The sequence below is a fragment of the Streptomyces hainanensis genome, from assembly GCF_004348415.1.
Taxonomy (GTDB): Bacteria; Actinomycetota; Actinomycetes; order Streptomycetales; family Streptomycetaceae; genus Streptomyces; species Streptomyces hainanensis.
Map to the genome: position 1 here is coordinate 1 of NZ_SMKI01000077.1, position 20,899 is coordinate 20,899.

The window sequence follows — 20,899 nt, forward strand, 5'->3', positions numbered from 1 at the left end:
CCGCCGCCCCGGGCTCACGGACGCCGGCGGGGCGCCCCACCAGACACCACCGCCCCGGGTACTCCCGGCGCAGGAAGCGAACCCGCCAGGGACGGTGCCCGGCCAGCCAAAGACCCGGGCGGGCAACACGGCAGGGCATCCGAGCACGGCCCCGCCAACCACCCACCGACACCTCGCCCACGAAGAACACCACCGTGGTCCGGCCGCTCCTGTTCCGGGGGCCGTGACTCGCGGGCGGACACGCCCGTTGAGCACGAGGCACATCAGCTCGTTCTCAAGAAGAGGGGCACCCATGGCGACGTGGAGCCATTTCGTCCAACTCCTCACCACATCGCTCGGCGCGGCGAACGTCGAAGGGGGGACCGGGGAAGCCGACACGACGATGGTGGCCACCCTCGAGGCCACCGTCAAAGGCGAGGACGGCACCGAGGAGAAGCGCCGTCAGAAGCTGCACTTCGAGTACGACGGCAAGGACGTGAACTGGATCGCCGTCACGTCCTTTGTCGCCCCCGCTTCTGACAACGCCGAGGACCTCCGCGAGTTCCTCGAATACCTCGGCGAGGACTGGGAAGAAACCGGCCTCGTCATCGTCGACGGGCAATTCGCCCTGCGCCACCACATCAGCCTGCACGACGCCCACGACGGCAAGGACTGGAACGCCGGGAGCGAGCGGGTGATCCTCGAGGCCTACCGGGCAGCCGCAAACGTCGCCGGCGCGGCCGACTTCCTCGAAAGGCATCTCACCAAGGAAGATGCGATGTAGCCCTCCCCACTCCGGCACGCCGGGGTTCCGGCGGCGGGCACCGCCCGCCGCCGGAAACCACACAACGATGAGGCGCGGCCGGGAACTCCGGCGGGCGCGGTCGGGTCTCAGGTGAGCCCGTCCAGGTGCTCATCGAGCTGCTTCAGGTCGGGGTTGTCGAGGATGTCGTCCATGACCCGCTGCCGCATCTCGGGGAGGTAGGCGTCGGTGACCTCCTGCGGGGCGACACCGAACCCGCGCGCGAGGTGGGCGGTCTGCTCAGGGGTGAGGCCCTCGCTCAGGGCGATCAGCGCCCACACCAACAGGATGTGCGAGCGCGGCGTGGCGACGCCGTCGACGTCCTCGGTCTCCTCCACATCCCAGCCCGCCGACCGGGCCTGACGAAGCATCAAGCGGTAGAACTCACTGTCCCGGGCATGAGTGCGTGTTTCTGATCCTGGCTGGGCATTCGCCGAAACGAGGCGGCGGGCCGGGGAAGCCGTGATGGCTTCCCCGGCCCGCCGGGTGACGTTGTGATGCTGAGTCAGGTGTCGGTTGCTGCGGTGTAGCGGCCGGTCACGTCTTCCCAGTTGACCAAGTCCCAGAGCTTGGTGACGTAGTCGGGGCGGACGTTCTTGTATTGCAGGTAGTAGGCGTGTTCCCAGGCGTCGAAGACCAGTAGCGGGGTGGTGCCCTGGCCGACGTTGCCGTGGTGGTCGTAGACCTGCTCGACGATCAGGCGGCGCCCGAGCGGTTCCCAGGCCAGGACACCCCAGCCGGACCCCTGGACGGACGCGGTCGCCGTGGTGAGCTGCCTCTTGAACTGCTCGAAGCCGCCGAGGTGTTCGTCGATGGCGTCGGCGAGGGCTCCGTCGGGTCGGTCACCGCCGTTTGGGGAGAGGTTCTGCCAGAAGATCGAGTGCAGGACATGGCCGGAGAGGTTGAAGGCGTAGGTCTTCTCCAGCCCGACCAGGCTGGTGGGTGCGATCTGGTCCTTCTCGCGGGCCTCGGCGATCTGCTCGAGGGTGTCGTTGGCGCCCTTGACGTAGGCGGCGTGGTGCTTGGCGTGGTGCAGTTCCAGGATCTGCCCGGTGATGGCCGGCTCCAGAGCGGCGTAGTCGTAGGGCAGGTCGGGAAGCGCGTATGTGCCCATCAGGCACGTACCCCTTTCCGTGTGGGTGATCGTCCGGGGACACCCTATGCCTCTATTGCGAAAGACTTGCAACAACCATCATGGTGCATCAACATGATTCCTGGCGGGGTCGGCCCGTCGGCTTTCGGCAGCGCGGCATCCAGGTGGTGCCGCTCCTTCCCGAGAGGTGATCGTCTTCTCAACCGGCGCCCGCCGGATCCGGCCGACCCCGCCGCGGTGCGCGTCAACCACGGCCTGCTCAGCCACTGGCAGGCGCCGGTTTCCTCGGCCAGCTTGGGGTGGCTCCCCTGCGGGCCAGCCGTCTGGTCATGAGGGTGATCGCGGCCCAGGTGATGAGAGTCTCGGAGTGCTGGACGAGCCGTTCGTAGTCCCTCGCGTGGCGGCGTGCGTGCATCATCCACGCGAGCGACCTCTCGACGACCCAGCGGCGGGGCAGGACGACGAAGCCGGAGGCGTCCCGAGGCCGGCTGACGGGCTTGATGGTGAGGTTGAGGTACTTCTTGGCCCAGGTCACGAGCTTGCCGGCGTAGGCGGAGTCGGCCCAGACGATGGTGATCTCCGGGTGCATCAGGCGGAGGCGGAAGAGGACTTCCTTCGCGGCGGCGGAGTCGTGGAGGTCGGCGGGGGTGACCATGACGAGCAGGGGCAGGCCGCGGGTGTCGACCACGAGGTGGCGTTTGCGGCCGTTGATTTTCTTGCCCGGGTCGTAGCCGCGGCTGGTGCGGCTGACGGTCTCGGCGGCCTTCACCGACTGGGAGTCGATCACGGTGGCCACCGCTCGGGGGCCTTTGCCCATCTCGCGGCGGATCCGCCCGGCGAGCTGGTCGCGGATCTGACCGATGACGCCGGCGGCCGCCCAGCGAGCCATGAAGCCCCAGACTGTTCGCCAGGGCGGGAAGTCGACGGGGAGGGCCCGCCATTTGCAACCGGTGTCGACGACGTAGCGAATGGCGTCGACGATCTCTCGCCGAGGGTGCTTCTCCGGCCGGCCGCCGGTCGGGCTCTCGCAGGCCGGTGTCGGGAGAAGGGGCTCGATCAGGGCCCATTCGGCGTTCGTGGTGTCCGAGGGGTAGCGGCGGCGACGCATCACGGGGTCTTCCGGCCAGCGGGTGCCGTCCCCGGGCGGCTCCGGCCCCCAGATCGCGAGGTCTGCCCGGGGGCGGCGGTCTTAGGCGCTGGCCATGAGGTCGAGGGTGGATTCGATGGAGTTGAGCTGGGCGACGATGTGGCGGATCCACTTGTCGCGCGGGTGGGCGGCGGCGTGCGGGGCGACCGTGCCGGTGATGAACCGGCGGAACGAGGTCAACTTCTCGCCGATCACCTGCCGTTCGTAGGCTTCCAGCGCGGCCTGTTCGGCGCCAAGCTGGTAACCGTCCGCCCTGGTCCAGATCAGCGGCGGCCAGCCCTGTTCGGCGGCCTGGTCCCGCAGCGCGGCCAGTCCGGAGCGGACCTGGTGCGGGGACAGGTCGCTGGCGCGGACCAGTTGGTGGAACTCCGGGCCGGCCGGGCGGGCCTCGAAGAGCACGAACCGGATGGTGTCCGCGTGCCTGCGGGCGGCGTCGCCCCGTCGCCGTGAGGCGCGGGGCATGCCTACTCGCCCCGCAGCATGCGGGCCAGTTCGTCGTCCATGTCGACCCGGCCGGTGTCGACGGCCTGCTCGATCCAATCCAGCGTCGCCCGCACCCGGGCGACGTTCCCGCGCACGATGGCGCGCTCGTCCCCGCCCAGCTGCCGGTCCCGCAGACCGGGCACGACTCGGCCGGCGGCGGCCACGAAGGCGTGGCTGGCGGTCACCAGGTCCAAGAACTCCACCGACCGCTCGATCCGACGCACCGCCGGCGCGACGGGGCTGTCCCGCTCGAAGTCCTCACGGGCTTGCCGGTGCCGCTCGTTCTGGGCATGGTTGACCTGGAACCGGGCGGTGTCGTCGCTCATCGCCTTGAACGCGACGTCCGGGCGCCGCAGCAGGGTGGTGGCCGCGGTGGTGGCCACCGAGTCGTCCCGGGTGAACTCCTCCACCACCCGGACCTTGTCGCCGGTCGGCACTTTGGCCGCGACCTGCGGACGCTTCAGCAGATCCGTGGTCACCGCCGCGGCGACATCCTCGTCCCGAGCCAGCGAACGGATCGCGGTGATCTTCTCCTGCGGGGAGACCGGGGTCTCGACCTGCTGGCCGACACGCCGGCTGGCATCGTCCGTCGTCCATCGCCCCTTGCCTTCCGGCGGTGTCAGGATCGCGGCGAACCGCTCCTCCTCGTCCTCGATACTGGCCAGAATCCGGTGGACGGTCCAGGACACGCCGGGCTGCCGATGCTCCTTCGGCCAGCGCGAGGCCACCCACCGCGTCGTCTTGACGTTGCACAGCCGCAGCCCGAAGTCGTCCGCCATCCGCCGCAGTGACACATCCACCGTCCACTCCGGCCCCGCGGCGACCAGACCACCACGCGACCGCATCGGCACGACCTCCACGGCGCGGTCCCCGATCGTGAACTGCCCCCGCGTGGTCTGTCCGACCACTTCCCGCAGCTCGGCCACGATCTGCTCGTAACGCTGCTGGCTGACGTTCCCGACCTTCTCGATCTCCTCCGGCATGGCCTCTCACCATCCAAGTGAGGCTTGACCACGAGGCTTGACCAGATTGGTCAAGCCCCGTGGTCCAGCCCGCTGACCTGCGGTTGACCATCCGGCGCCGGGCCGTCAGTCGCCAAGGAGGAAGCGGGCCAGCCAGTTGCGGCCGGGCGGAGGGGTGAGCACCTGGCGGCAGGCGGCGCAGTGGAGCCCGTCCGGTGCGGGGGCGTGGTGAAGGACGGGGTCGGTGGTGGGTTGGTCATCGTCGCGGGGGTATCCGCAGCGTCGGCAGGCCTGGCGCCTGGCGGCTTCTCTTTCGGCTCGGGCGCGGTCGGCGGCCGTTCGGACGCAGGGGGCCGGACAGGTGCCGGTGCGGGTCGTAGGCGGCGTCCCGGTACTGGGTGTACTTCCAGTGGTCATCGGTGAACTTGGTGCCGCACTCACCGCAGGTGGGTCGCTTGGCTTCGCGGGCGGCTGCCTGCTCTGCCTCGTACTGGCGGGCCCGCTCCCGGTAGCGGGCGTGGCTGCGGGCCAGGGCGGTGTCCCGGCGGGCGTTGCCGATCGCGTTGGGGAGGGTCTGGAAGTGTTGCCGGCCCGCGCGGCGGAACGCCGCGCCGGCGGGGCCGTGTTCGGTCAGCAGGTCGATGGTGGTGAACAGCAGCGGGATCTTGTCGTTGTAGTCGTGGAACTCTTCCGCGGCCCAGCGGCCGGCCCAGTGCGGGCGGGTGAGGTCGGCCACCCGCTCGAAGGAGGCTTCCGGGGAGCGGGCACCGATTTGGTGGAAGGCCAGCAGGAGAGGCGGGTGCAGTACTTGGCCGGGGTGGCTGTTGGGGTGTTCCCAGCGGGTGCGCCACATCGCGCGTTGCTGGCCGTCGACGTCCGTGACGCGGCGGCGCAGGAACCGCATGTACTTGCCGAGCTTGGTGGCGATGCGTTGGGCGTCTATGTGGCAGGTGTCGACCTCCAGGAACAGCGGCTCACTCGCCTCGGGCGCGGCCGGGCCGCCGCCCGCCAGTACCTCACCCGCGAAGGCCACCTGAAGGTCCCCCGCAGCTACGTCGAGCACCTGGACATCGAAGACGTCGACAGCGACGACGATCAGAAGCAGCCCGAGGCCGAGGGATTCGAGGTGCGCCTGGGATACGGCGCAGCGACATGCGCTCGAGGCGGGACACGTTGCCCGCCGGCGGTGGGCTGCGACGGCGTTCTCGCACCCCGCTCTGGTGTCGGTCCCTTGAGTCTCCGGCCCATTGGTTTCACTTCTTCGAAGGGTTCGCGTGGTGGCATCACCCACGGTGTCTGCCTGACATGCAGGATCGTGCACCAGCCGTCCGACAACCGGAATGAGGAGCACGACCATGACCTTCCTGGCCATCAACAGCGCGATTGACGACGAGAACAGCGACGAGGACGCCCCCGACGCGACGACGGAGGTGCGCGACCTGGTTCGCGACGTCGCTGAGCGGGACGACGTTCCAGGACTTGCGGCAGCGCGCCCAGGCGATCAAGGACGAGGAGGACGCCGGCACGGCCGGCTGATCCTTCCGTCCGGTCCTGGAACCCCACGGTTCCAGGACCCCCGTCGTTCCGCGGGCCCATGCCACGTGTCCCCGTGTTTGGGGTGTGTACGCGTGTGAGCGCCCGCCGGCTGGTGGTTGTTCTCCTGCTGTTCGCGTCGTCGCTCGGTGGCGCCGGTGGCGTCTGGGCCACCACCAGGCCCGGCGAGCGTCCGGTGGCGGTCACGGATCCCCCGGTGGCGGTTCCCGGCGAGTACATCGTTGACCTGCGACCGGACAGCACTTGTTCACATCTTGGGGAGACACCTCGTCTCAGTCCTGTTCGATGGGTCTGCTGTGGGCGCCGTTAGCCGCCGGCGCGGACGAGGCCCGTTTCGTAGGCGAGGATCACGAGCTGGGCGCGGTCGCGGACGCCGAGCTTGGCGATCGCGCGGGTGACGTGGGTCTTGGCGGTGTGCGGGCTGATGAAGAGCTGTGCGGCGATCTGGTCGTTGGACAGGCCGGTAGCGATCAGGCGGGTGACCTCGCGTTCCCGGGCGGTGAGCACGGCGAGCCGTTCGGCGGTGTCGGTGGGGGCCGTCGGGCGGTGCGCGAACTGCTCGATCACCCGCCGGGTCGCGCTCGGTGAGAGCAACGCGTCGCCGGCCGCCACCGACCGGACGGCCTGACGCAGGGCGTCCGGTTCGATCTCCTTGGTGAGGAAGCCGCTCGCGCCGACGCGTAGGGCCGCGAAGACGTATTCGTCGGTCTCGAAGGTGGTGAGGACGATGACCCGGCAGTCCGTCAGTTCGGGGTCCTCGGTGATCGTTCTGGTGGCGGTGAGGCCGTCCGCGCCGGGCATGCGGATGTCCATGAGGACGATGTCGGGGCGGACGGCACGGGCCGTGCGGACGGCCTCGTCGCCTGTGCCCGCCTCGCCGACGACCTCGATGTCCTCGGCCCGGGCGAGGAGGCTGCCGAATCCGGCCCGTACCAGGGCCTGGTCATCGGCGAGGAGCACCGTGATCGTCATGGGCGGAAGCCTGGCACAGGGATGGCGGCCCACACGACCCATCCCTCGCTCCGGCCGTGCGATCCGGCGGAGAAGTCGCCGCCGAGCGCCCGGACCCGCTCGTCCATCCCACGCACCCCGTGCCCGGCCGCCGCTGGTGCCTCCGTCGGGGCCCGGCCGTCGTCGGTGACGCGCACCTCCACCCGCCCGCGGCCGCACCGGACGGTCACGTCGGCCCGTGATGCGCCCGCGTGGCGGACCGTGTTGGTGAGGGCCTCCTGGACGATCCGGTGGACGGCGAGGGAGACCGGCGCGGGTACCGCGGCGAGGTCACCGGACGTCTCCAGCCGGATGTCCAACTCCGCTGACCGCATCCGGTCGACGAGCGCCGCGACTTCGGGGGCTCCGGCAGCGGGGCCTTCCGGGGTCTCCCCCGGCGCGCGCAGCACGTGGACGAGCGCACGGAGGTCCCGTACGGCCTGGGTACGGACTTGTTGGGCGGTGGTGAGCGCGGCCCGCGACTCCTGCGGTGAGTCGTCCAGAGCCTCGACGGCGACCCGGAGCTGGATCCCGACGACGGTGAGGGTGTGCCCGACGACGTCGTGCAGTTCGCGGGCAATGTCCAGGCGGGCCTCCGCGATCCGCCGGCCGGCCTCCAGGTCGCGTTCCCGCACGGCCCGCAGCAGGCGCGTGTCGAGCTCGGCGCGCCAGCGGAGGTGGTTGCGGTAGGCGGCCGCGGCAGCGAGGAGTACCGCCAGCCACAGGGACTCGGCACCCAGGGAGCCGAGGCCCTCGCGCGGGGCGGCGCCGCCGGCCGTCGTCTCCCAGGTCACGGCGAAGGCCAGTTCCGTCAGGCCGACTCCGGCCGCCCACCGAAGGCCGGGGCGGCCGGGCCGGTCGTCGGCGGCCAGGGCGACGTACGCGGCGGAGACGGGCCACACCCAGCCGGCGTCGGTGAGTCCCGAGGTGCGGAAGACGACGACGGCCTGCACGCTCAGCAGCAGCACGGCGAGCGGCCACCGGCGGTGCGCCAGGAGGAGCAGGCCCAACCACAGGGCAAGCGGCAGGGCTCCCGCAGCGTCCAGCCGGCCGCCGAGCCGGGCGGTACCCGCCAGGACGGCGACGACGGTGACAGCCGCGAGGAGCCCGTCGACGAGCCGAACCGCGCGAGGGGCGGCGGGGGCGGGGACGGCGAGTCGGGCCATGCGCCGATCATCCACGACGATCCCCCCTACTCGTTGCGGGCGCCCGCCGCTGCTATGGCGAGCGCGACCCACCCCAGGTCGGCGGCGAGTACCAGGCGTTCGACGAGACCGACGAACGTGGGGATCCCGCCCAGCCCCAGCGACGGGCCGCCGTCCATCACGTCGATCAGGAAGACCGCGAGCGCCGCGGTGGCCGTGACCGAGGCCACGGTCAGGGAGTTCAGAGCCGGGCGCAGGCCGGGCCGCTGGGCCGCGAGCGGACCGCGGAGCAGGACGGCGGCGGTCGGCAGGGCGGCGAAGGCGAGGAAGGCGGCATTGCCGTGCACGAGTTCGGAAAGGGAAGGGCGATTCCAGTGGCCGGGCGGGTCGGCCGGAAAGAGGGCCGCGACCAGGATGCCGACCGTCCACGCCGCCAGTGCCGCCCGGCCTGCCCGCCGGGTTCCGGCGCCCAGCCGTAGCGTGAGCAAGGCGGAGGCGGCGCCGACGGCCAGCAGCGCCGCCGGGAGCAGCCAGCCGGCTGTGCCGTGCACATACCGGCTCAGAGTCTCGCTCACCGGGTCGTACTCCGGGTTGAGCGTCTCCACAGCGACCATCGCCAGGGCCCCGATGCCGATCAGGGCGAGCGGGGCCCGAGGCTCCGCTGCCGGAGCCGTGTTCGTCGTGTTCGTCGCCGTCATGTCGTCCTCCTCGGTGTCGTTCCGGTGATCCAGAACCTACGGAGGGGGCGGGGCGGCCGCGTCGTCCCGATGCGGGCACACGGGTGTACACCGAACGGTGTTGTCGTCCAGCCCGCTGCACCATTCGGTGTACGTGCACGGGCCGTGGCAGGCACGCGGGGTCATTCGAGCGGGGCCTGGCCGCCGCCCACCAGTACCTCGCCCGCGAGGGCCATCCCCGCGTACCCCACGCCCACGTCAAGCATCTGGACGTACGCGGGCGAGATTGTGGAACCGGCCGGCCACCCTGATGGGGGTGGCCGGCCGTTGTCGTACCCGAATTAGTGTCCGGATCACGAAGCGGTGCGGTGTCTAGACGCGGCGACCGGTGACCGTGAAGGCCACCGAGTACGTCAGCGTCTCCTCGCTGTCCAGGTGTGCCAGGAACGCGTCGACGGCCTCTTGTGCCGCCTGCGGTGAGCCGAGGGCGCGGGCGAGGAGTGGGCGGGCGATGTCGAGTTTGAGTTCCCACTGGGAGCGTTGGACCGGGTCGATCCGTCCGGCGATCAGATGGTAGGGGTCGACTCGGACGTCCAGATCCGTGAGCCCGGTCCTGTGGGCGAGCCCGTACAGGCGGCGTCCGGTGTGTGGGTCGAATCCGGCCGCCGTGAGCGCGGTCGTCACCGGCTCGAGCAGGGCGCTCAGTTCGGGGCCGAGGGGGTCGTGCCAGATGAGTTGGCCGTCGAGGTCGAAGAGCACGACCGTGCCGCCGGGCCGGGTTACTCGGGCCATCTCGGCGATGGCTACGTCTCGTTCAGCGATGTACTGGAGCATCAGGCGCGAGTAGACGACGTCGAAGGACCCGTCGTCGAAGGGCAGCGCGCGGGCGTCGCCCGAGCGTCGTAGCGGGCCCGCACCGTCCGGACCGCCGGACGCGAGCCGTTCGGGGTTGCCGTCGAAGGCGACGACCTGTGCCGCTGAGCGAGCCCGGAGCACGGCCTCGGCGATGTGGCCGGGGCCGGCGCCCACGTCGAGTACGCGGGCGCCGGGGGTCTGCGGCAGCACTGGGTCCAGGTAGGTGTGAACCCATGCGTCGGCGTCGACCTTGGCCACCAGCCGGCCGGCCTCGCGTTGGTCCTCCATCAGGTACGGGACGGTCACGCGTCGCTCCTAGGGTGGGTGCCCCGGCCGCGTAGCCGCCGGGCGTACAACTCGTCGATGTGCCGGTAGAAGTCGGGGTACGCCTCCGCGAGCCATAGCGCGCGCGTGTACGGGCGTACGGGTTCGGCCCCGGCCTGGATCAGGTGGTCGACCGGGGTGGCGGTGGTGAGGGGGACGGTGCCGGGCTCGAAGTCCGCGTAGGCGTGGGAGGCCGCGGCCAGCAGAGTGTCCGTCGCGTCTCGGGTCTCGGCCGCGTCGAGGCCGGGCGCGATCAGCAGGTCGCAGCGATTCTCCAGGAAGGAGAAGTTGAAGCCGAGCGGGCCTCGGTAGGCGAGCGCGGCCGCCTGCACCACGCCGCTGGCGTCGTGCAGAACCCAGATACGGCGGTGGCGGCGCAGCCCGACGAAGCGGTAGAGCTGGTCGACGTCGGTGAGACGTAGGTCGTCGCGGTCCAGTCCCTCGGCCCGCACGTACACCTCTCCTCTGCAGTGACGGGCCAGCTGCGCCAGCTCGGGGCACGCGCCCCCGTCCAGTTCAGTGACGGACCAGGCCGCGCGGCCCGCCCCGAGCGCGTGGGTGAGTGCCAGCGGAACCATCACGTACTCGCCGGGGGCGACGAGGGAGCGTTCGGGGCCGATGCTGCGGGCCATGGTGCCGAAGGCAAGGGCGGCGAAGCGGTTGGACGGACTGAACCAGTTCTGCTGGGCGACGTCCTGCTGCCCGGCCATCCGGGCTGCCTGCCCGGCCAGCATCACCGCCCGGGCACCGGCGAGGGTGCCCGTACTGACCAGGTGCTGGGTCTGCCAACCCGCGTGCGTGGAACGCCACGAGGTGAGGGAGGCCCAGCCGCCACCGCGCTCCTCGTAGCTCGCGACGCAGTGCAGCAGTTCCCCAGCCCGGCGAGCGCGCTGCCAGTTCTCCAGGATCAACGGCCAGAAGGGGGCGAGCCGCACCCGTTTGGCCGGGTAGAGGAAACGGGATTGCCCGTACCGGTCGAAGAGCTCGGCCGGAGTGAGCGCGTTTACCTCACATCCGAAGTCGGCCCACGTGCTGAGGGTGATCCGGTCCGCGACTGCGGCGACCGTCATGTGGCGTGCCCGTCCCTTCCAGGGAGTCTCAAAAGATCAACGGAGACTCCAACGGCCAACACCACTAAAAGTGACGGCAGTTCAGACAGCATCCCGAAAACCCGGGCGCTCCTGGCCCACCTGCGCCGGCCCGCCGGTGGCGGGGACCAGGAGCAGCCCGAGACCGCCGTCGTGAAGCTGGGGTGTGGCGCAGCAACATGCGGAGCCGGAGGGACGGGTTGCCGGTCGAGCAGCAGACCGCGCTGGATGAGGTGGGGTTGTAAAGCGCCTCAGACACAGGCGGGGTTGGGGAACGGGCCGGTCGCCTTGGCGGCGTCGGCCGGCCGCCAACCTGCGCTGGCCTGGCGGCGATCGATCCGTTTCTGGAACCGGGCCTGGCTCGTGGAGTGGCAGCGCAACTGCGCGGACCACGAGGATGTCTTGCCGGGCGTGATGGTGTTCCGGGCGGACCTTGAGGTCGTCGGCGGGGCGCCGGCGTCGGCGGGTGATGTGCCCTGGCCATCCTCCGCCCGGATAAGATGATCCGACTGCAGCTCGGGGGGAATGGGGATCACCATGCTGTTTTCAGTCTCGGAATCAGGGTGGCGCATCATCGCGGTGGTGGCGACGGGATTCTTCATGATCGGCGTGCGGGCCCTGAGCTTCGGGCTGAAACTCCCCGACGACGTCCGCGCACGGATGCCGCAGCAGTCCCGACGACAGGAGCTGGCTTTCTACATCCTGACTCCTGTGTTCGCCGCCGCCGTCCTGGGCGTGAACCTGCTCCGGCCGGAGCCAACATCGGCGATCCTCTTCATGTACAGCGCCGCGATGGTCGCCATACCGCTCGGGTTTCTCCCGGTCCGCGGCAGGATGGTCAGGGCCTACGTCGCCCAGCAGCGGAGCCCCGACACCCCGATGAAGCTTGACCGGCCCAGCATGGTCTGGGTCGTCGGCTTTTTCTCCGTGGTGATCCTGGCGGCCACGCTCGCGCTGATGACGACGACGTACGGCACCAACAGCCACTGAACCCGATCGCGACAGCCACCCCGTCTTGAGGTCAAGCCGGGGTCTGATGCTGACGACACGGCCAGGCGTTGGAGACCGCTGATAGGTTCCTCGAGGTGAGCGAGCAACTGCCCAGCGGCGGCATAGAACTGTCACCCGACGAGATCGATGGTCTCCACGCCAGGTGGTCATCCTCGTGGACTCCGAGCGAGGTCGCACGGCGGTTGGCCGGGATCCGTACGCCCTGGTACGTGGCCGCGGGCTGGGCTCTGGACCTGTTCCTGGGCAGGCGGACACGCAGTCACGGCGACATCGAGATCGCGATTCCGGACGCGAGCTTCCCCGAGGTCCGTCAGCGCTTTCCGGGATACGTCTTCGATGCGGTAGGCAGCAGCCGGATCTGGGAGGTCACCACACCGGAGGTGCTGGCCGCCGTACATCAGACATGGCTGCGCGATCCGGCCACCGGGAACTACCTGCTCGACGTGTTCCGGGAGCCACACGACGGCGACACCTGGATCTACCGACGTGATGAGAAGATCCGGCTTCCCTACAGCGACATCATCCACCACACCCCAGACGGCATCCCGTATCTGGCGCCCGAACTGGTACTGCTGTTCAAGGCCAAACACGCCCGCCGAAAGGACCAGGGAGACTTCGACACGACCGTCCCGCACCTGACCCGGGCTCAGCGCGAAACCCTGGCGGAGCTACTCGCTCGCGTACACCCGGGGCATCCCTGGCTCGTGGATCTCTAGCCGCCCCGTGGGGTGTGGAACGCGCGCCACGTCCCGCTCACACGCAGCCCTGCTCACCAGCTCGATCACGCCGTGGCCGCGCGAGGCGGCGGAGCCTGGAACGTCGCCTCGCCCCGGATCATGGCCCAATGGACGTTGACCAGTGCTGCGGTGCCGGGGGCGAGGAATCCTTCCGGCGGCCGGAGCGGGTCGGTCGAGCGGGGTGCCTCGCGGCCGCGCGTCAGTACTTCGCGAGGGAGGCCCATCTCCGCGTTCCCCGCAGCCATGTCGAGCACCTGGACGTCGACGGGGGCACCGGCGGCGGGGACCAGGAGACCCAACATGCGCAGCAGGCGAGACACCCTTCCCGTCGAGCAGCAGGCCGCCCTTGATGAGCTCGGACTGTAGGGAGGGGCAAGGTGACTGGGCCTCAGGAGGCTTGCTGCGGTTTCCGGGCGCCGGTGTGTCAGTGTGCGGGCTCCCACTCAAGTGGGTGACGTGGCTGGGGGCCGCAGCCGCCTAGGACGACGAAGGTGCCCTGGATTCCGTTCCCGTGAATCCGCCTGTCGCGCACGGGCTTTCAGGGCTCGCACGCCCCGCGCGATATGTACATGCGGGTCGCTCAATTTATGGCTTATCACACTTTTCAGGGGCAGGTCACTTGAATACGGTGTTTTGCCGAATCGTTGCTGGTGATGAGGGAAGGGTTTTCACGCAACCCGTATCGCGATGGAGAAGGGGTAATTGCCGTGGAGCAGGAAACGCGTGTGGTCGAGGCTGAGGTGTACGAGCCTCCGGTGGTCGCGGAGGTCGGTACCTTCGTGGAGGAGACCCAGGGGCTGCCCTGGACCAGGACCGAGGCCCTGTACGGGTACAAGATCACCTAGTCGGTGAGTACTGCCTGTGGCGGGCGTTGGTTCGTGGTCCTTCCGGACCACGAGGCGGCGTCCGCCGTCACCGAGCGTTTGGGCCGGTTCGCATGCCGCCTGGTGTCGCACGCCTCGGGGCGCCCCTGGCTGGTCGGTTGCTGGCCCGACGACGAAGCCGTGGCCGCGGCCGTTGGGACGACGAGGTTGATGGCGCTCGGCCCAACGAGCCTGACATCGCATGATCTCGTCGCGCGGGGTGTCAGCGCCGCCGACGGCGCCGCAGGGTGTTTCCACCTGCTCGCCTCGCTCGACGGCCGGGTATACGCCCGGGGAACAGCGACGGGCACGCGCCGCTTGCACACCGCGCGGGTCGGTGGGGTGGTGTTGGTCGCCGATCGGGCCCGGACGTTGGCGTGGCTGACAGCCGCTGAAGTAGATCCGACTGGGCTTGCCCTTCGCATGCTCCTGCCCATGGCCCCGTATCCGCTCGATGTGGCCGGGGTGTGGCGGGGTGTGGAGTCGGTGCAGCCGGGAGAGGCGCTCCACCTCGGGGCGGACGGCTCGGTTCGTACCGAGCGGTGGTGGCAGCCGCCCCCCTCCGATCTACCGTTGGCCGAGGCGGCGCCGCTGCTCCGGGACGCGCTGGGAGCGGCGATCGCCGCTCGCGTGAGGCCAGGCCAGATCTGGGGTGCGGATCTGTCCGGCGGCATGGACTCCACGTCGTTGTGTTTCCTGGCCCACGAGGCGGGTGCCGAACTCGTGGCCGTGACGCTCGAGTGGGCCGCGCTGACGAACGAGGACGCGCACTACGCCCGCCAGGCCGCGCGGCATCTGCCCGGGATCACGCACCTGACGTTCCCCTCCGGCACGCTACCGGGCCACTTCGCCCATCTCGATGAGTCCCACCCGCCGTTGGACGACCCCAATGTACTGCTGCGCGACCGGGCCCAGCAGGAACACATGGTCCGGGCTCTGCGCGAACACGGGGCACTGCGGCGCCTGTCCGGCCACGGTGGAGACCATCTGGTCGCGCCACAACCCGCGTACCTTCACCGACTGGTGCGCCGCCACCCCGTCGCCGGGGCGCGGCACGCCGCCGCCCATCGGGCCGCTGGCCGCTGGCCTCTCGCCACCATGCTTCGCCAACTGTCCTCGCGCCGCTCGCTGACCGAATGGCTCGCTGCGCAGGCCGACTCGCTGGCCGCCACTCGGCGCGGCCAGCAACGCAACTGCGACTGGGGACCACCGCTGGCACTGCCGTCCTGGGCCACCAGCACTGCCCGCGGCCTGGCCGCAGAGGCGTTCCGGCAGGCCGCCGACTCCTCTCTCGAGGCGTTCGGCCCGGACCGCGGCACCCACGCCTGGGTCCACATGGCCCGACTCGCCGGTGTCACGTCCGCTCTGTTGGACGAGTGGTCCCAGGGAGTGAGGCTGCCCTTCGAAGCACCGTTCTGCGACGACGGCGTCCTCACTGCCTGCTTGCGCGTCCGCCCTCAGGAAGCTGGCCACCCCGCCGCCTACAAGCCCCTCCTCAAGGCTGCCATGCACGGCGTCGTCCCCGAGGAGATCCTGGCCCGCACCACGAAGGACGACAGCAGCCAAGAGTGGTACGCCGGCCTCACGGCCCAGCGACGGACCTTTGCCGCTTGGGCAGCCGACTTCCACCTTGGTGCTCTGGGCCTCATCGACCCGGCTGCCCTCCGCCGGTCGATGCTCGCCCCCAGCCTTGTCGCCGGCGGCGCCCCGGAGCTCGAGTACAGCCTCGGCATCGAGAAGTGGCTTCGCGAGCTCGACATCCACCCGGACCCCAGCCATCTCAAGGATCATCCCCGTGATCGACACGCCTCCACCTCCGCCCCTTCGTCTGACGCGTGATGTCTCCCTCTGTGAGACCCAGGCCGGGATGGCCCTACTGAACGAACGCACCGGCCGCTACTGGCAGCTCAACCGCACCGGCGCCACCATCCTGCGCCGGCTCCTGGACCATGCGGCCATCGAGGAGGTCGTCGACCAACTGGCCGACCAGCACTCTGGCACCCCTCGCGACGAGCTCGCCGCCGATGTCGGCGCCTTCGTCGAACAACTGGCGACCGCGGGCCTCATCCAGGCCACGAAACCGCTCCGCAGGAGAGGTCGATGAGTCAAATCCTCGATGCCCAGGGCGTCAAACCACCGCTACAACGGCGTCTCGCCGTCCACGCCGTCATCGTCACGGCCCGCGCGCTCGCGCATCTGCCGCCTCGACGCATCCGTGCCATCCTGACGCTGCTCCGCCGTCGTGCCGCCCCCGCCAGCTACGCCCAGGCACAGGCGGCTCGCCGTGAGGTCACCGCGACCTCAACGCTCTGCTCCGGACGCTACTGCCTGCAACGCTCCTTGGCCGCCACGCTGTTGTGCCGTCTGCAGGGCACCTGGCCCACGTGGCACACGGGCGTGCGCATGCCGCCGTTCGCTGCCCACGCCTGGATCGAAGCCGAAGGGAGGCCCGTCGACGAGCCCGCCGACACCATCACATACCGCCCCATCATCACCATCCCCCCAAGCTCCTGACCTGTGGTTTCCCAGTCTGCGTGTCAGGCTTCGGCGTTGGCCTTCCTGATGTGGGCCACAAGGTCGCCGACGGTCGGGAACTCGTCGGGGTCCTCGGTGCTGATCTGGATGCCGAACTCCTCCTCCAGCCGCATGATGATCTCCACCCGGTCCAGATCGTCGGCGCCCAGGTCCTCGACGATGCGGTCCCGCTCGGCGACCTCGTCCACCGAACGGTTCAGCTCGGTAGCCACGATGTCCCTCACCCGGACAGCCAGACGCTCGTCGTCACTCATGCTCTTCAGGCTCCTCACCCACGGGCCGCACAGCCCGGCGTATCGGCCACCGTCGAAGCCACTCGACGGAGACACTTCAAGAGCGATCGACGAGAGGGCGGCGGGCATCGAGCTCGGTCGGGCCCGAGCACGAAAATGCATAAGCGACGTGCGAGCCGTCGGGGACCGCGCCGGGCGGGACGCGGGCGCCCTTGTGGCTTCACTACCGCCTCCTACGGTTGGCTCGCACGGGTTGGTAGTGGTCGGGAGTGGATTCGAGCACACCCTCGCCGTGAGCCGCGCCGTGCAACCCGGCACGTACCGCGTTCACCTCTGCCTTCCGCAGGGTTCCGGTGATCACCGCGACGGGCCCGATGGTCCGGGGGGCCTCGGGGACGGCACCGTGGCGGCCCAGCAGAGCGAGTACGGTGGACAGCTCATCCGCCGGCGCTTCGAGCACGAACCGGTCGACCGGCTCGCAGACAACCGTGCCGGATCGCCTGAGTGCTTCGCGGACGACCAGGTAGGTGGTCCGCCGGACCTCTGCGGCGCGCGGGCCCGGTGGTTGGTAGCCGCTGTCGGTGACCGTGATCCGTACGTCGGTCACCCGCCACCCGTGCGGGCCGACCGCCAAGGGTTCACGAAGGTACTCCAGCAACGCGGCCCGATAGCCGCCGACGTTGCCGTAGACGTGCAGGGGCAGTGTGGAGCGGTCCGCGGGGACGACCAACTCGACTCCGGCACCGGGCTTGGCCGGTTCGACGGTCACGGCGAGGGTGTAGTCGAACAGGTGGCCGGGTTCACCTCGGCGCAGCACGGCGCTGCCGGTTCCCGACGGTCGTTCGACGCAGACCACGCCGGTGTCGCGGAAGTCGACGTCGATGCCGTACTCGGCTGCCAGTTGGTCGGCCAGGACCTCCTGCTGCACCTCGCCGTAGATCCTGATCCGTGCGGCACCGTGTTCGGGTCGCAGGGCGATCAGCGGGTCGATGTCGGCGAGCTCGGTCAGGGCTTGGTGCAGCTCGCCCTGCCGGGCGGGATCGCGGGCGATCACCCTGGTCTCGAAACCTGGTTCCGGCAGAGCTGCCGCCGCGGTGACGGCCGCCGGGCGGCCGCCGATCCAGTCTCCGATCCGAGCGCTGTCGAGGCCCCGGACGCGGGCGATCTGGCCGGCGGCTGCACGGGGGCGGTGGACGGCGCCGCCGGGTTCGAAGACCTCCAGGGCCGTCACTGTCGCCGGTCGGTCGCCGCCGAGCGACACGCGATCGCGGACGCCGAGCGTTCCGGCACGCATCCGTACCGTGCAGACCCGCTGCCCTCCTGGCGACCGTTCGACCTTGAACACCTGCGCTGCCGCCGGTGCGTGGTCGTCGCCGGAAGCCACGGGCAGCAGATCGGTGACGGACTCGATCAGCGGGCGGACGCCCGCTCCGGTCCTGGCCGACCCGAACAGCACCGGATGGACGCCACCGGCACGGGTGAGGTGGCCAAGGGCTGCGCGCAGCCGCCGCGGTCCGATGGGGCGGTCCCGGGCGAGCCAGTCCCGGAGTAGATCTTCGTCATGGTCCGCGATCAACTCCGTCAGACGCTCGGCCTCCATCGGGTCCTCCCACGCGCACGCGGCGGCCTCGGCCGCGGCCGTGCCGGGGTTGCGCACGTGCCCGAGCGGTACGAGAGCCGTGCTCAGGCGGTCGCGGATTCCGGCGAGGACCCTCTCGGGCGCGGCACCGCCCCTGTCGATCTTGTTGACGAAGAAGACCACGGGGATGCCGAGGCGGTTCAGCGCCCGGTACAGCACGATGGTCTGGGCCTGCACGCCCTCGACAGCGGACAGCACCAGGACCGCTCCGTCGAGGACCGCCAGCGAGCGGTCGACCTCGGCGATGAAGTCGGGATGGCCCGGGGTGTCGACGAGATTGACGGTGACGTTGTCAATTTCGAATGTCGCGACGGCAGAGCGGATCGTGATGCCCCGTCGCCGTTCCAGGGACAGGGTGTCGGTCTGAGTCGTGCCGTCATCCACCCGGCCGACGTGTTCGATGGCGCCGCCGGCGTGCAGCAGCGCCTCGGTCAGACTGGTCTTGCCGGCGTCGACGTGGGCCACCACGCCCAGATTGAGCTGTCGGGCGCTGGGTGCCGCGCCGGTAGCAGCGATGTCATGGCGAGCAGAGGCTGGAGAGTGCGGACGGTTCATGGCTCCTCGTGTGCAGGTCGGCGACGGCGGGGCACACGAGTTGGCGCATGATGGGTCCGTTTCTCTCAGTCGATCACGGGACTACTGGTCAGACGTGATGTTCCAGGAGGCCATCCGGAGCTGTCAACGCAGTTCCGTGCGAGCGCGTGCCGTGGCGGCCCGGTGCCGAAGGGGAGTCTCCGAGTACAAGGCCCTCGCCACGGGCGCTGGCGGCCTCGGCGGGATCTCCCGGTGCCGTCTCGGTGAAGCTGGGAGGTGCGGTGCAGCACCATGCGCGGACGGCGGGGCGCGCTGCCCGTGGAGCGACGGGCCGCTCTCGACGAGATTGGCCTGTAGGCGCCTCGGACAGGCCCTGGAGGGCCGGGACGATCGCTCGGCCACCGTCAGGAGGAGGGGCTGTCATGTTCAGTGCCGCTGGTCCGGGTACCGCCGAGCCGCCCGCCATCCCCGCGTTCCCCATGTCGAGGGCAGCGGGCTGCCCGTTCGACCCGGCGCCGGGACTGCGCGCCGGGCAGGCTCAGGCACCGCTGGTTCGAGTACGGCTGTGGGATGGCAGCACCCCCTGGCTGGTGACCACACACGCCGAGCAGCGGGCGCTGCTCGCCGACCCGCGAGTCAGGTCCGATGCGAGGAAGCCCGGCCTTCCCATGGTCCGTGCGGCCGACGGTTCCGGGCTCAGCTTCGTCTACCGGGACGGGCCGGAACACGCGCGGCTGCGAGGGCCGCTGACTGTGGGGCAGGGTGGACGAATCTGATTCTGGGACCCGGCTGCGGCTTCAATGCGTGCGATGCCTTTCTGACCAATTTCTCCATGTCACGGAGTTCCGAACTTCATGGATCAGGGAACGAGACAGCAGATGCCATTTTCTCCCGTGAGGGAATTTGAAACCGTCCTGCACGCCAATCTCGGCTTGCCAGCGAGCCACCGGCTCGATTATGGAATACCCCTCGCGGACTACGGCCTTGATTCACTCACCGCGGTCAACATCATGGGCGATCTGGAGGACCGGTTCCAGATCACGTTTCCGGACGAAAGGATCACGCACTCGATGTTCTCCACAGCCGGCTCCCTGTGGGACGCACTCGCGGAACTGCTCCCGAAGTGGAAGACCTTGCCCAGCGCGGTCGTCGCGGATGTCGTGGCTGCCGAACCGCTCACCGGGGGCATGGCCAACGACGTCTGGCGGCTGACCCTGACCGACGGTTCCCGCCTCGTCCTCAAGGGCTCCTCCCGCGCCCCGGCCGACCTGTTCCCTCTCGAGGTGGAGGGATTGCGCGCGTTGGGGGGCACGGGCGGGCTCCGCGTCCCCCGGGTGATCGAGGTGAGCGCACGTCACCTCCTGTTGGAGTCGATGGAGTCGAACCTGCCCGGCACGAACGTGTTCTGGGAGGCGGCGGGCCGGGCCGTCGCCGCGCTGCACTCCGTAAGCGCAGACCGCTTCGGCTGGGACTCCGACGGATGGCTCGGCCTCCTGCCCCAGGAGAACGGGTGGCTGGATGGCGGGCACGAGTTCTTCGCGGAGCGCAGAATCCTCCGCTATGTGAGGGAGCCCAAGGTGCGTCAGGCACTCGACTCAGCGGATGTGGCGGGCCTGGAGAGGATCTGCGCCCGCCTGCCCCAACTGGTCCCGCCCGCGCCGGGTGCGCTGAATCACGGCGATCTGTGGCGCGGAAACATTGTGGCTACCGCCGCCGGCGAACCCGCGTTCATCGATCCGGCAGTGTGCTGGATGTGGCCCGAGTCCGAGCTCAGCATGATGTACTGCACCGCCCCGCCATCGGAGCACTTCTTCGGCGCCTATCAGGAAGTCTCTCCGCTGGCCGACGGCTGGCGGGAGCGTATGCCGCTCCTGCACCTGCGCGAGCATCTGAGTGTGCTCGCCCACTTCGGTGCGGTCGGGGATCACGTGGAGAAGATCCGAGCGGTCATCCGCACCTTTTCCTGAGGCACTCGTCTCGTCGGCGAGGCCAGCACCGTGGGCCGCGGCTGGTCGTGAGCAGCCCATCGCGTCCTGCCTCGTCGGCCGGTCCGGCCCCCGCGGTCGCGGCAGTTGCCGAACGTCGTCGCTGCCCGGCAATTCTGCTATATCACACGTGGCGGTCGATGTGTGTGTCGGCCCGACGGCCTCGGGGGGGCGGGCCTGTTCTGAACCCGTTGGGGCGGCTGGCGTGGGACCTTCGGCCAGGTGTCGGTGGGGGCGCGTACGGCCTGTGCGTGGCTGATCAG

At 70.0% G+C, this 20,899-nt stretch carries 22 protein-coding genes and 1 pseudogene; 8 read left to right on the forward strand and 15 right to left on the reverse strand.

The features are described 5' to 3' along the window. Positions 1-292: 292 nt before the first annotated feature. Positions 293-763, forward strand: coding sequence for a hypothetical protein (locus E1283_RS09795; RefSeq protein WP_132817548.1), 471 nt, complete (start codon positions 293-295; stop codon positions 761-763). 107 nt (positions 764-870) lie between these two features. On the opposite strand, the gene E1283_RS09800 is transcribed toward E1283_RS09795, so the two are convergent. The 12 genes and pseudogenes from E1283_RS09800 to E1283_RS09855 all read right to left on the reverse strand — a co-directional run bounded on the left by E1283_RS09800 (position 871) and on the right by E1283_RS09855 (position 11,701). Continuing rightward, a complete protein-coding gene (locus E1283_RS09800) occupies positions 871-1,152 on the reverse strand; it encodes a hypothetical protein (protein ID WP_132817549.1) in 282 nt (93 codons plus the stop codon). A gap of 134 nt (positions 1,153-1,286) precedes the next feature. After that, on the reverse strand, positions 1,287-1,895 hold the full coding sequence (locus E1283_RS09805) for a superoxide dismutase (protein ID WP_132817550.1): 609 nt from the start codon (positions 1,893-1,895) through the stop codon (positions 1,287-1,289). Positions 1,896-2,056: 161 nt separating this feature from the next. Continuing rightward, positions 2,057-2,982: pseudogene (locus tag E1283_RS09810) on the reverse strand (IS5 family transposase); the annotation flags it as partial. 81 nt (positions 2,983-3,063) lie between these two features. Continuing rightward, positions 3,064-3,483: a RacP protein gene (locus E1283_RS09815; RefSeq protein WP_132817551.1), complete on the reverse strand. Its 420-nt coding sequence runs from the start codon at positions 3,481-3,483 to the stop codon at positions 3,064-3,066. A 2-nt stretch (positions 3,484-3,485) separates the two neighbouring features. Next, positions 3,486-4,487, reverse strand: coding sequence for a DUF6192 family protein (locus E1283_RS09820; protein WP_132817552.1), 1,002 nt, complete (start codon positions 4,485-4,487; stop codon positions 3,486-3,488). A gap of 235 nt (positions 4,488-4,722) precedes the next feature. After that, positions 4,723-5,529: a hypothetical protein gene (locus tag E1283_RS09825; RefSeq protein WP_132817553.1), complete on the reverse strand. Its 807-nt coding sequence runs from the start codon at positions 5,527-5,529 to the stop codon at positions 4,723-4,725. A gap of 797 nt (positions 5,530-6,326) precedes the next feature. Continuing rightward, entirely contained in the window at positions 6,327-6,992 is a 666-nt protein-coding gene (locus tag E1283_RS09830; RefSeq protein WP_132817554.1) for a response regulator, read from the reverse strand. Continuing rightward, complete coding sequence (locus tag E1283_RS09835) at positions 6,989-8,176, reverse strand: sensor histidine kinase (protein ID WP_132817555.1); 1,188 nt, start codon at positions 8,174-8,176, stop codon at positions 6,989-6,991. The genes E1283_RS09830 and E1283_RS09835 overlap by 4 nt, the downstream gene beginning before the upstream one ends. 26 nt (positions 8,177-8,202) lie before the next feature. Beyond that, the gene (locus E1283_RS09840; RefSeq protein WP_132817556.1) at positions 8,203-8,853 is read right to left on the reverse strand and encodes a DUF998 domain-containing protein; all 651 of its coding nucleotides are present in this window, start codon (positions 8,851-8,853) and stop codon (positions 8,203-8,205) included. A gap of 351 nt (positions 8,854-9,204) precedes the next feature. Then, on the reverse strand, positions 9,205-9,993 hold the full coding sequence (locus E1283_RS09845; RefSeq protein WP_132817557.1) for a methyltransferase domain-containing protein: 789 nt from the start codon (positions 9,991-9,993) through the stop codon (positions 9,205-9,207). Further along, positions 9,990-11,081 (reverse strand): hypothetical protein, encoded by a 1,092-nt coding sequence (locus E1283_RS09850; protein ID WP_132817558.1) that lies wholly within the window; start codon positions 11,079-11,081, stop codon positions 9,990-9,992. Before E1283_RS09850 ends, E1283_RS09845 begins: the two co-directional genes overlap by 4 nt. Positions 11,082-11,350: 269 nt before the next feature. Beyond that, positions 11,351-11,701, reverse strand: coding sequence for a hypothetical protein (locus E1283_RS09855; protein WP_132817559.1), 351 nt, complete (start codon positions 11,699-11,701; stop codon positions 11,351-11,353). On the opposite strand from E1283_RS09855, the gene E1283_RS09860 reads away from it, so the two are divergent. Both E1283_RS09860 and E1283_RS09865 read left to right on the forward strand, forming a co-directional pair. Continuing rightward, on the forward strand, positions 11,682-12,089 hold the full coding sequence (locus E1283_RS09860) for a hypothetical protein (RefSeq protein ID WP_132817560.1): 408 nt from the start codon (positions 11,682-11,684) through the stop codon (positions 12,087-12,089). The two genes, E1283_RS09855 and E1283_RS09860, sit on opposite strands and share 20 nt — an antisense overlap. A gap of 95 nt (positions 12,090-12,184) precedes the next feature. After that, the gene (locus tag E1283_RS09865) at positions 12,185-12,826 is read left to right on the forward strand and encodes a nucleotidyltransferase domain-containing protein (RefSeq protein WP_132817561.1); all 642 of its coding nucleotides are present in this window, start codon (positions 12,185-12,187) and stop codon (positions 12,824-12,826) included. A 65-nt stretch (positions 12,827-12,891) separates the two neighbouring features. On the opposite strand, the gene E1283_RS37145 is transcribed toward E1283_RS09865, so the two are convergent. Continuing rightward, the gene (locus tag E1283_RS37145) at positions 12,892-13,149 is read right to left on the reverse strand and encodes a hypothetical protein (protein ID WP_165956067.1); all 258 of its coding nucleotides are present in this window, start codon (positions 13,147-13,149) and stop codon (positions 12,892-12,894) included. A gap of 405 nt (positions 13,150-13,554) precedes the next feature. Between E1283_RS37145 and E1283_RS09875 the strand changes: the two genes are divergently transcribed. From E1283_RS09875 to E1283_RS09890, 4 genes are all read left to right on the forward strand, one after another. Continuing rightward, positions 13,555-13,692 (forward strand): lasso RiPP family leader peptide-containing protein, encoded by a 138-nt coding sequence (locus E1283_RS09875; protein ID WP_165956068.1) that lies wholly within the window; start codon positions 13,555-13,557, stop codon positions 13,690-13,692. 453 nt (positions 13,693-14,145) lie between these two features. Further along, complete coding sequence (locus tag E1283_RS09880; protein WP_425086150.1) at positions 14,146-15,549, forward strand: asparagine synthase-related protein; 1,404 nt, start codon at positions 14,146-14,148, stop codon at positions 15,547-15,549. A 28-nt stretch (positions 15,550-15,577) separates the two neighbouring features. Beyond that, positions 15,578-15,814 carry a lasso peptide biosynthesis PqqD family chaperone gene (locus E1283_RS09885; RefSeq protein WP_132817564.1) on the forward strand — a complete coding sequence of 79 codons (237 nt, stop codon included), beginning with the start codon at positions 15,578-15,580 and terminating at the stop codon, positions 15,812-15,814. Next, the gene (locus E1283_RS09890; protein ID WP_132817565.1) at positions 15,811-16,224 is read left to right on the forward strand and encodes a lasso peptide biosynthesis B2 protein; all 414 of its coding nucleotides are present in this window, start codon (positions 15,811-15,813) and stop codon (positions 16,222-16,224) included. The genes E1283_RS09885 and E1283_RS09890 overlap by 4 nt, the downstream gene beginning before the upstream one ends. Before the next feature lie 23 nt (positions 16,225-16,247). Here the strand turns inward: E1283_RS09890 and acpP are convergent, their stop codons facing one another. Together acpP and E1283_RS09900 are read right to left on the reverse strand one after the other, a co-directional pair. Continuing rightward, positions 16,248-16,499 carry an acyl carrier protein gene (gene acpP / locus E1283_RS37150; RefSeq protein WP_165956069.1) on the reverse strand — a complete coding sequence of 84 codons (252 nt, stop codon included), beginning with the start codon at positions 16,497-16,499 and terminating at the stop codon, positions 16,248-16,250. A 202-nt stretch (positions 16,500-16,701) separates the two neighbouring features. Next, positions 16,702-18,672: an elongation factor G gene (locus E1283_RS09900; RefSeq protein ID WP_132817567.1), complete on the reverse strand. Its 1,971-nt coding sequence runs from the start codon at positions 18,670-18,672 to the stop codon at positions 16,702-16,704. Positions 18,673-19,505: 833 nt separating this feature from the next. On the opposite strand from E1283_RS09900, the gene E1283_RS09905 reads away from it, so the two are divergent. Beyond that, on the forward strand, positions 19,506-20,618 hold the full coding sequence (locus tag E1283_RS09905; protein WP_132817568.1) for a fructosamine kinase family protein: 1,113 nt from the start codon (positions 19,506-19,508) through the stop codon (positions 20,616-20,618). Positions 20,619-20,899: the final 281 nt, after the last annotated feature.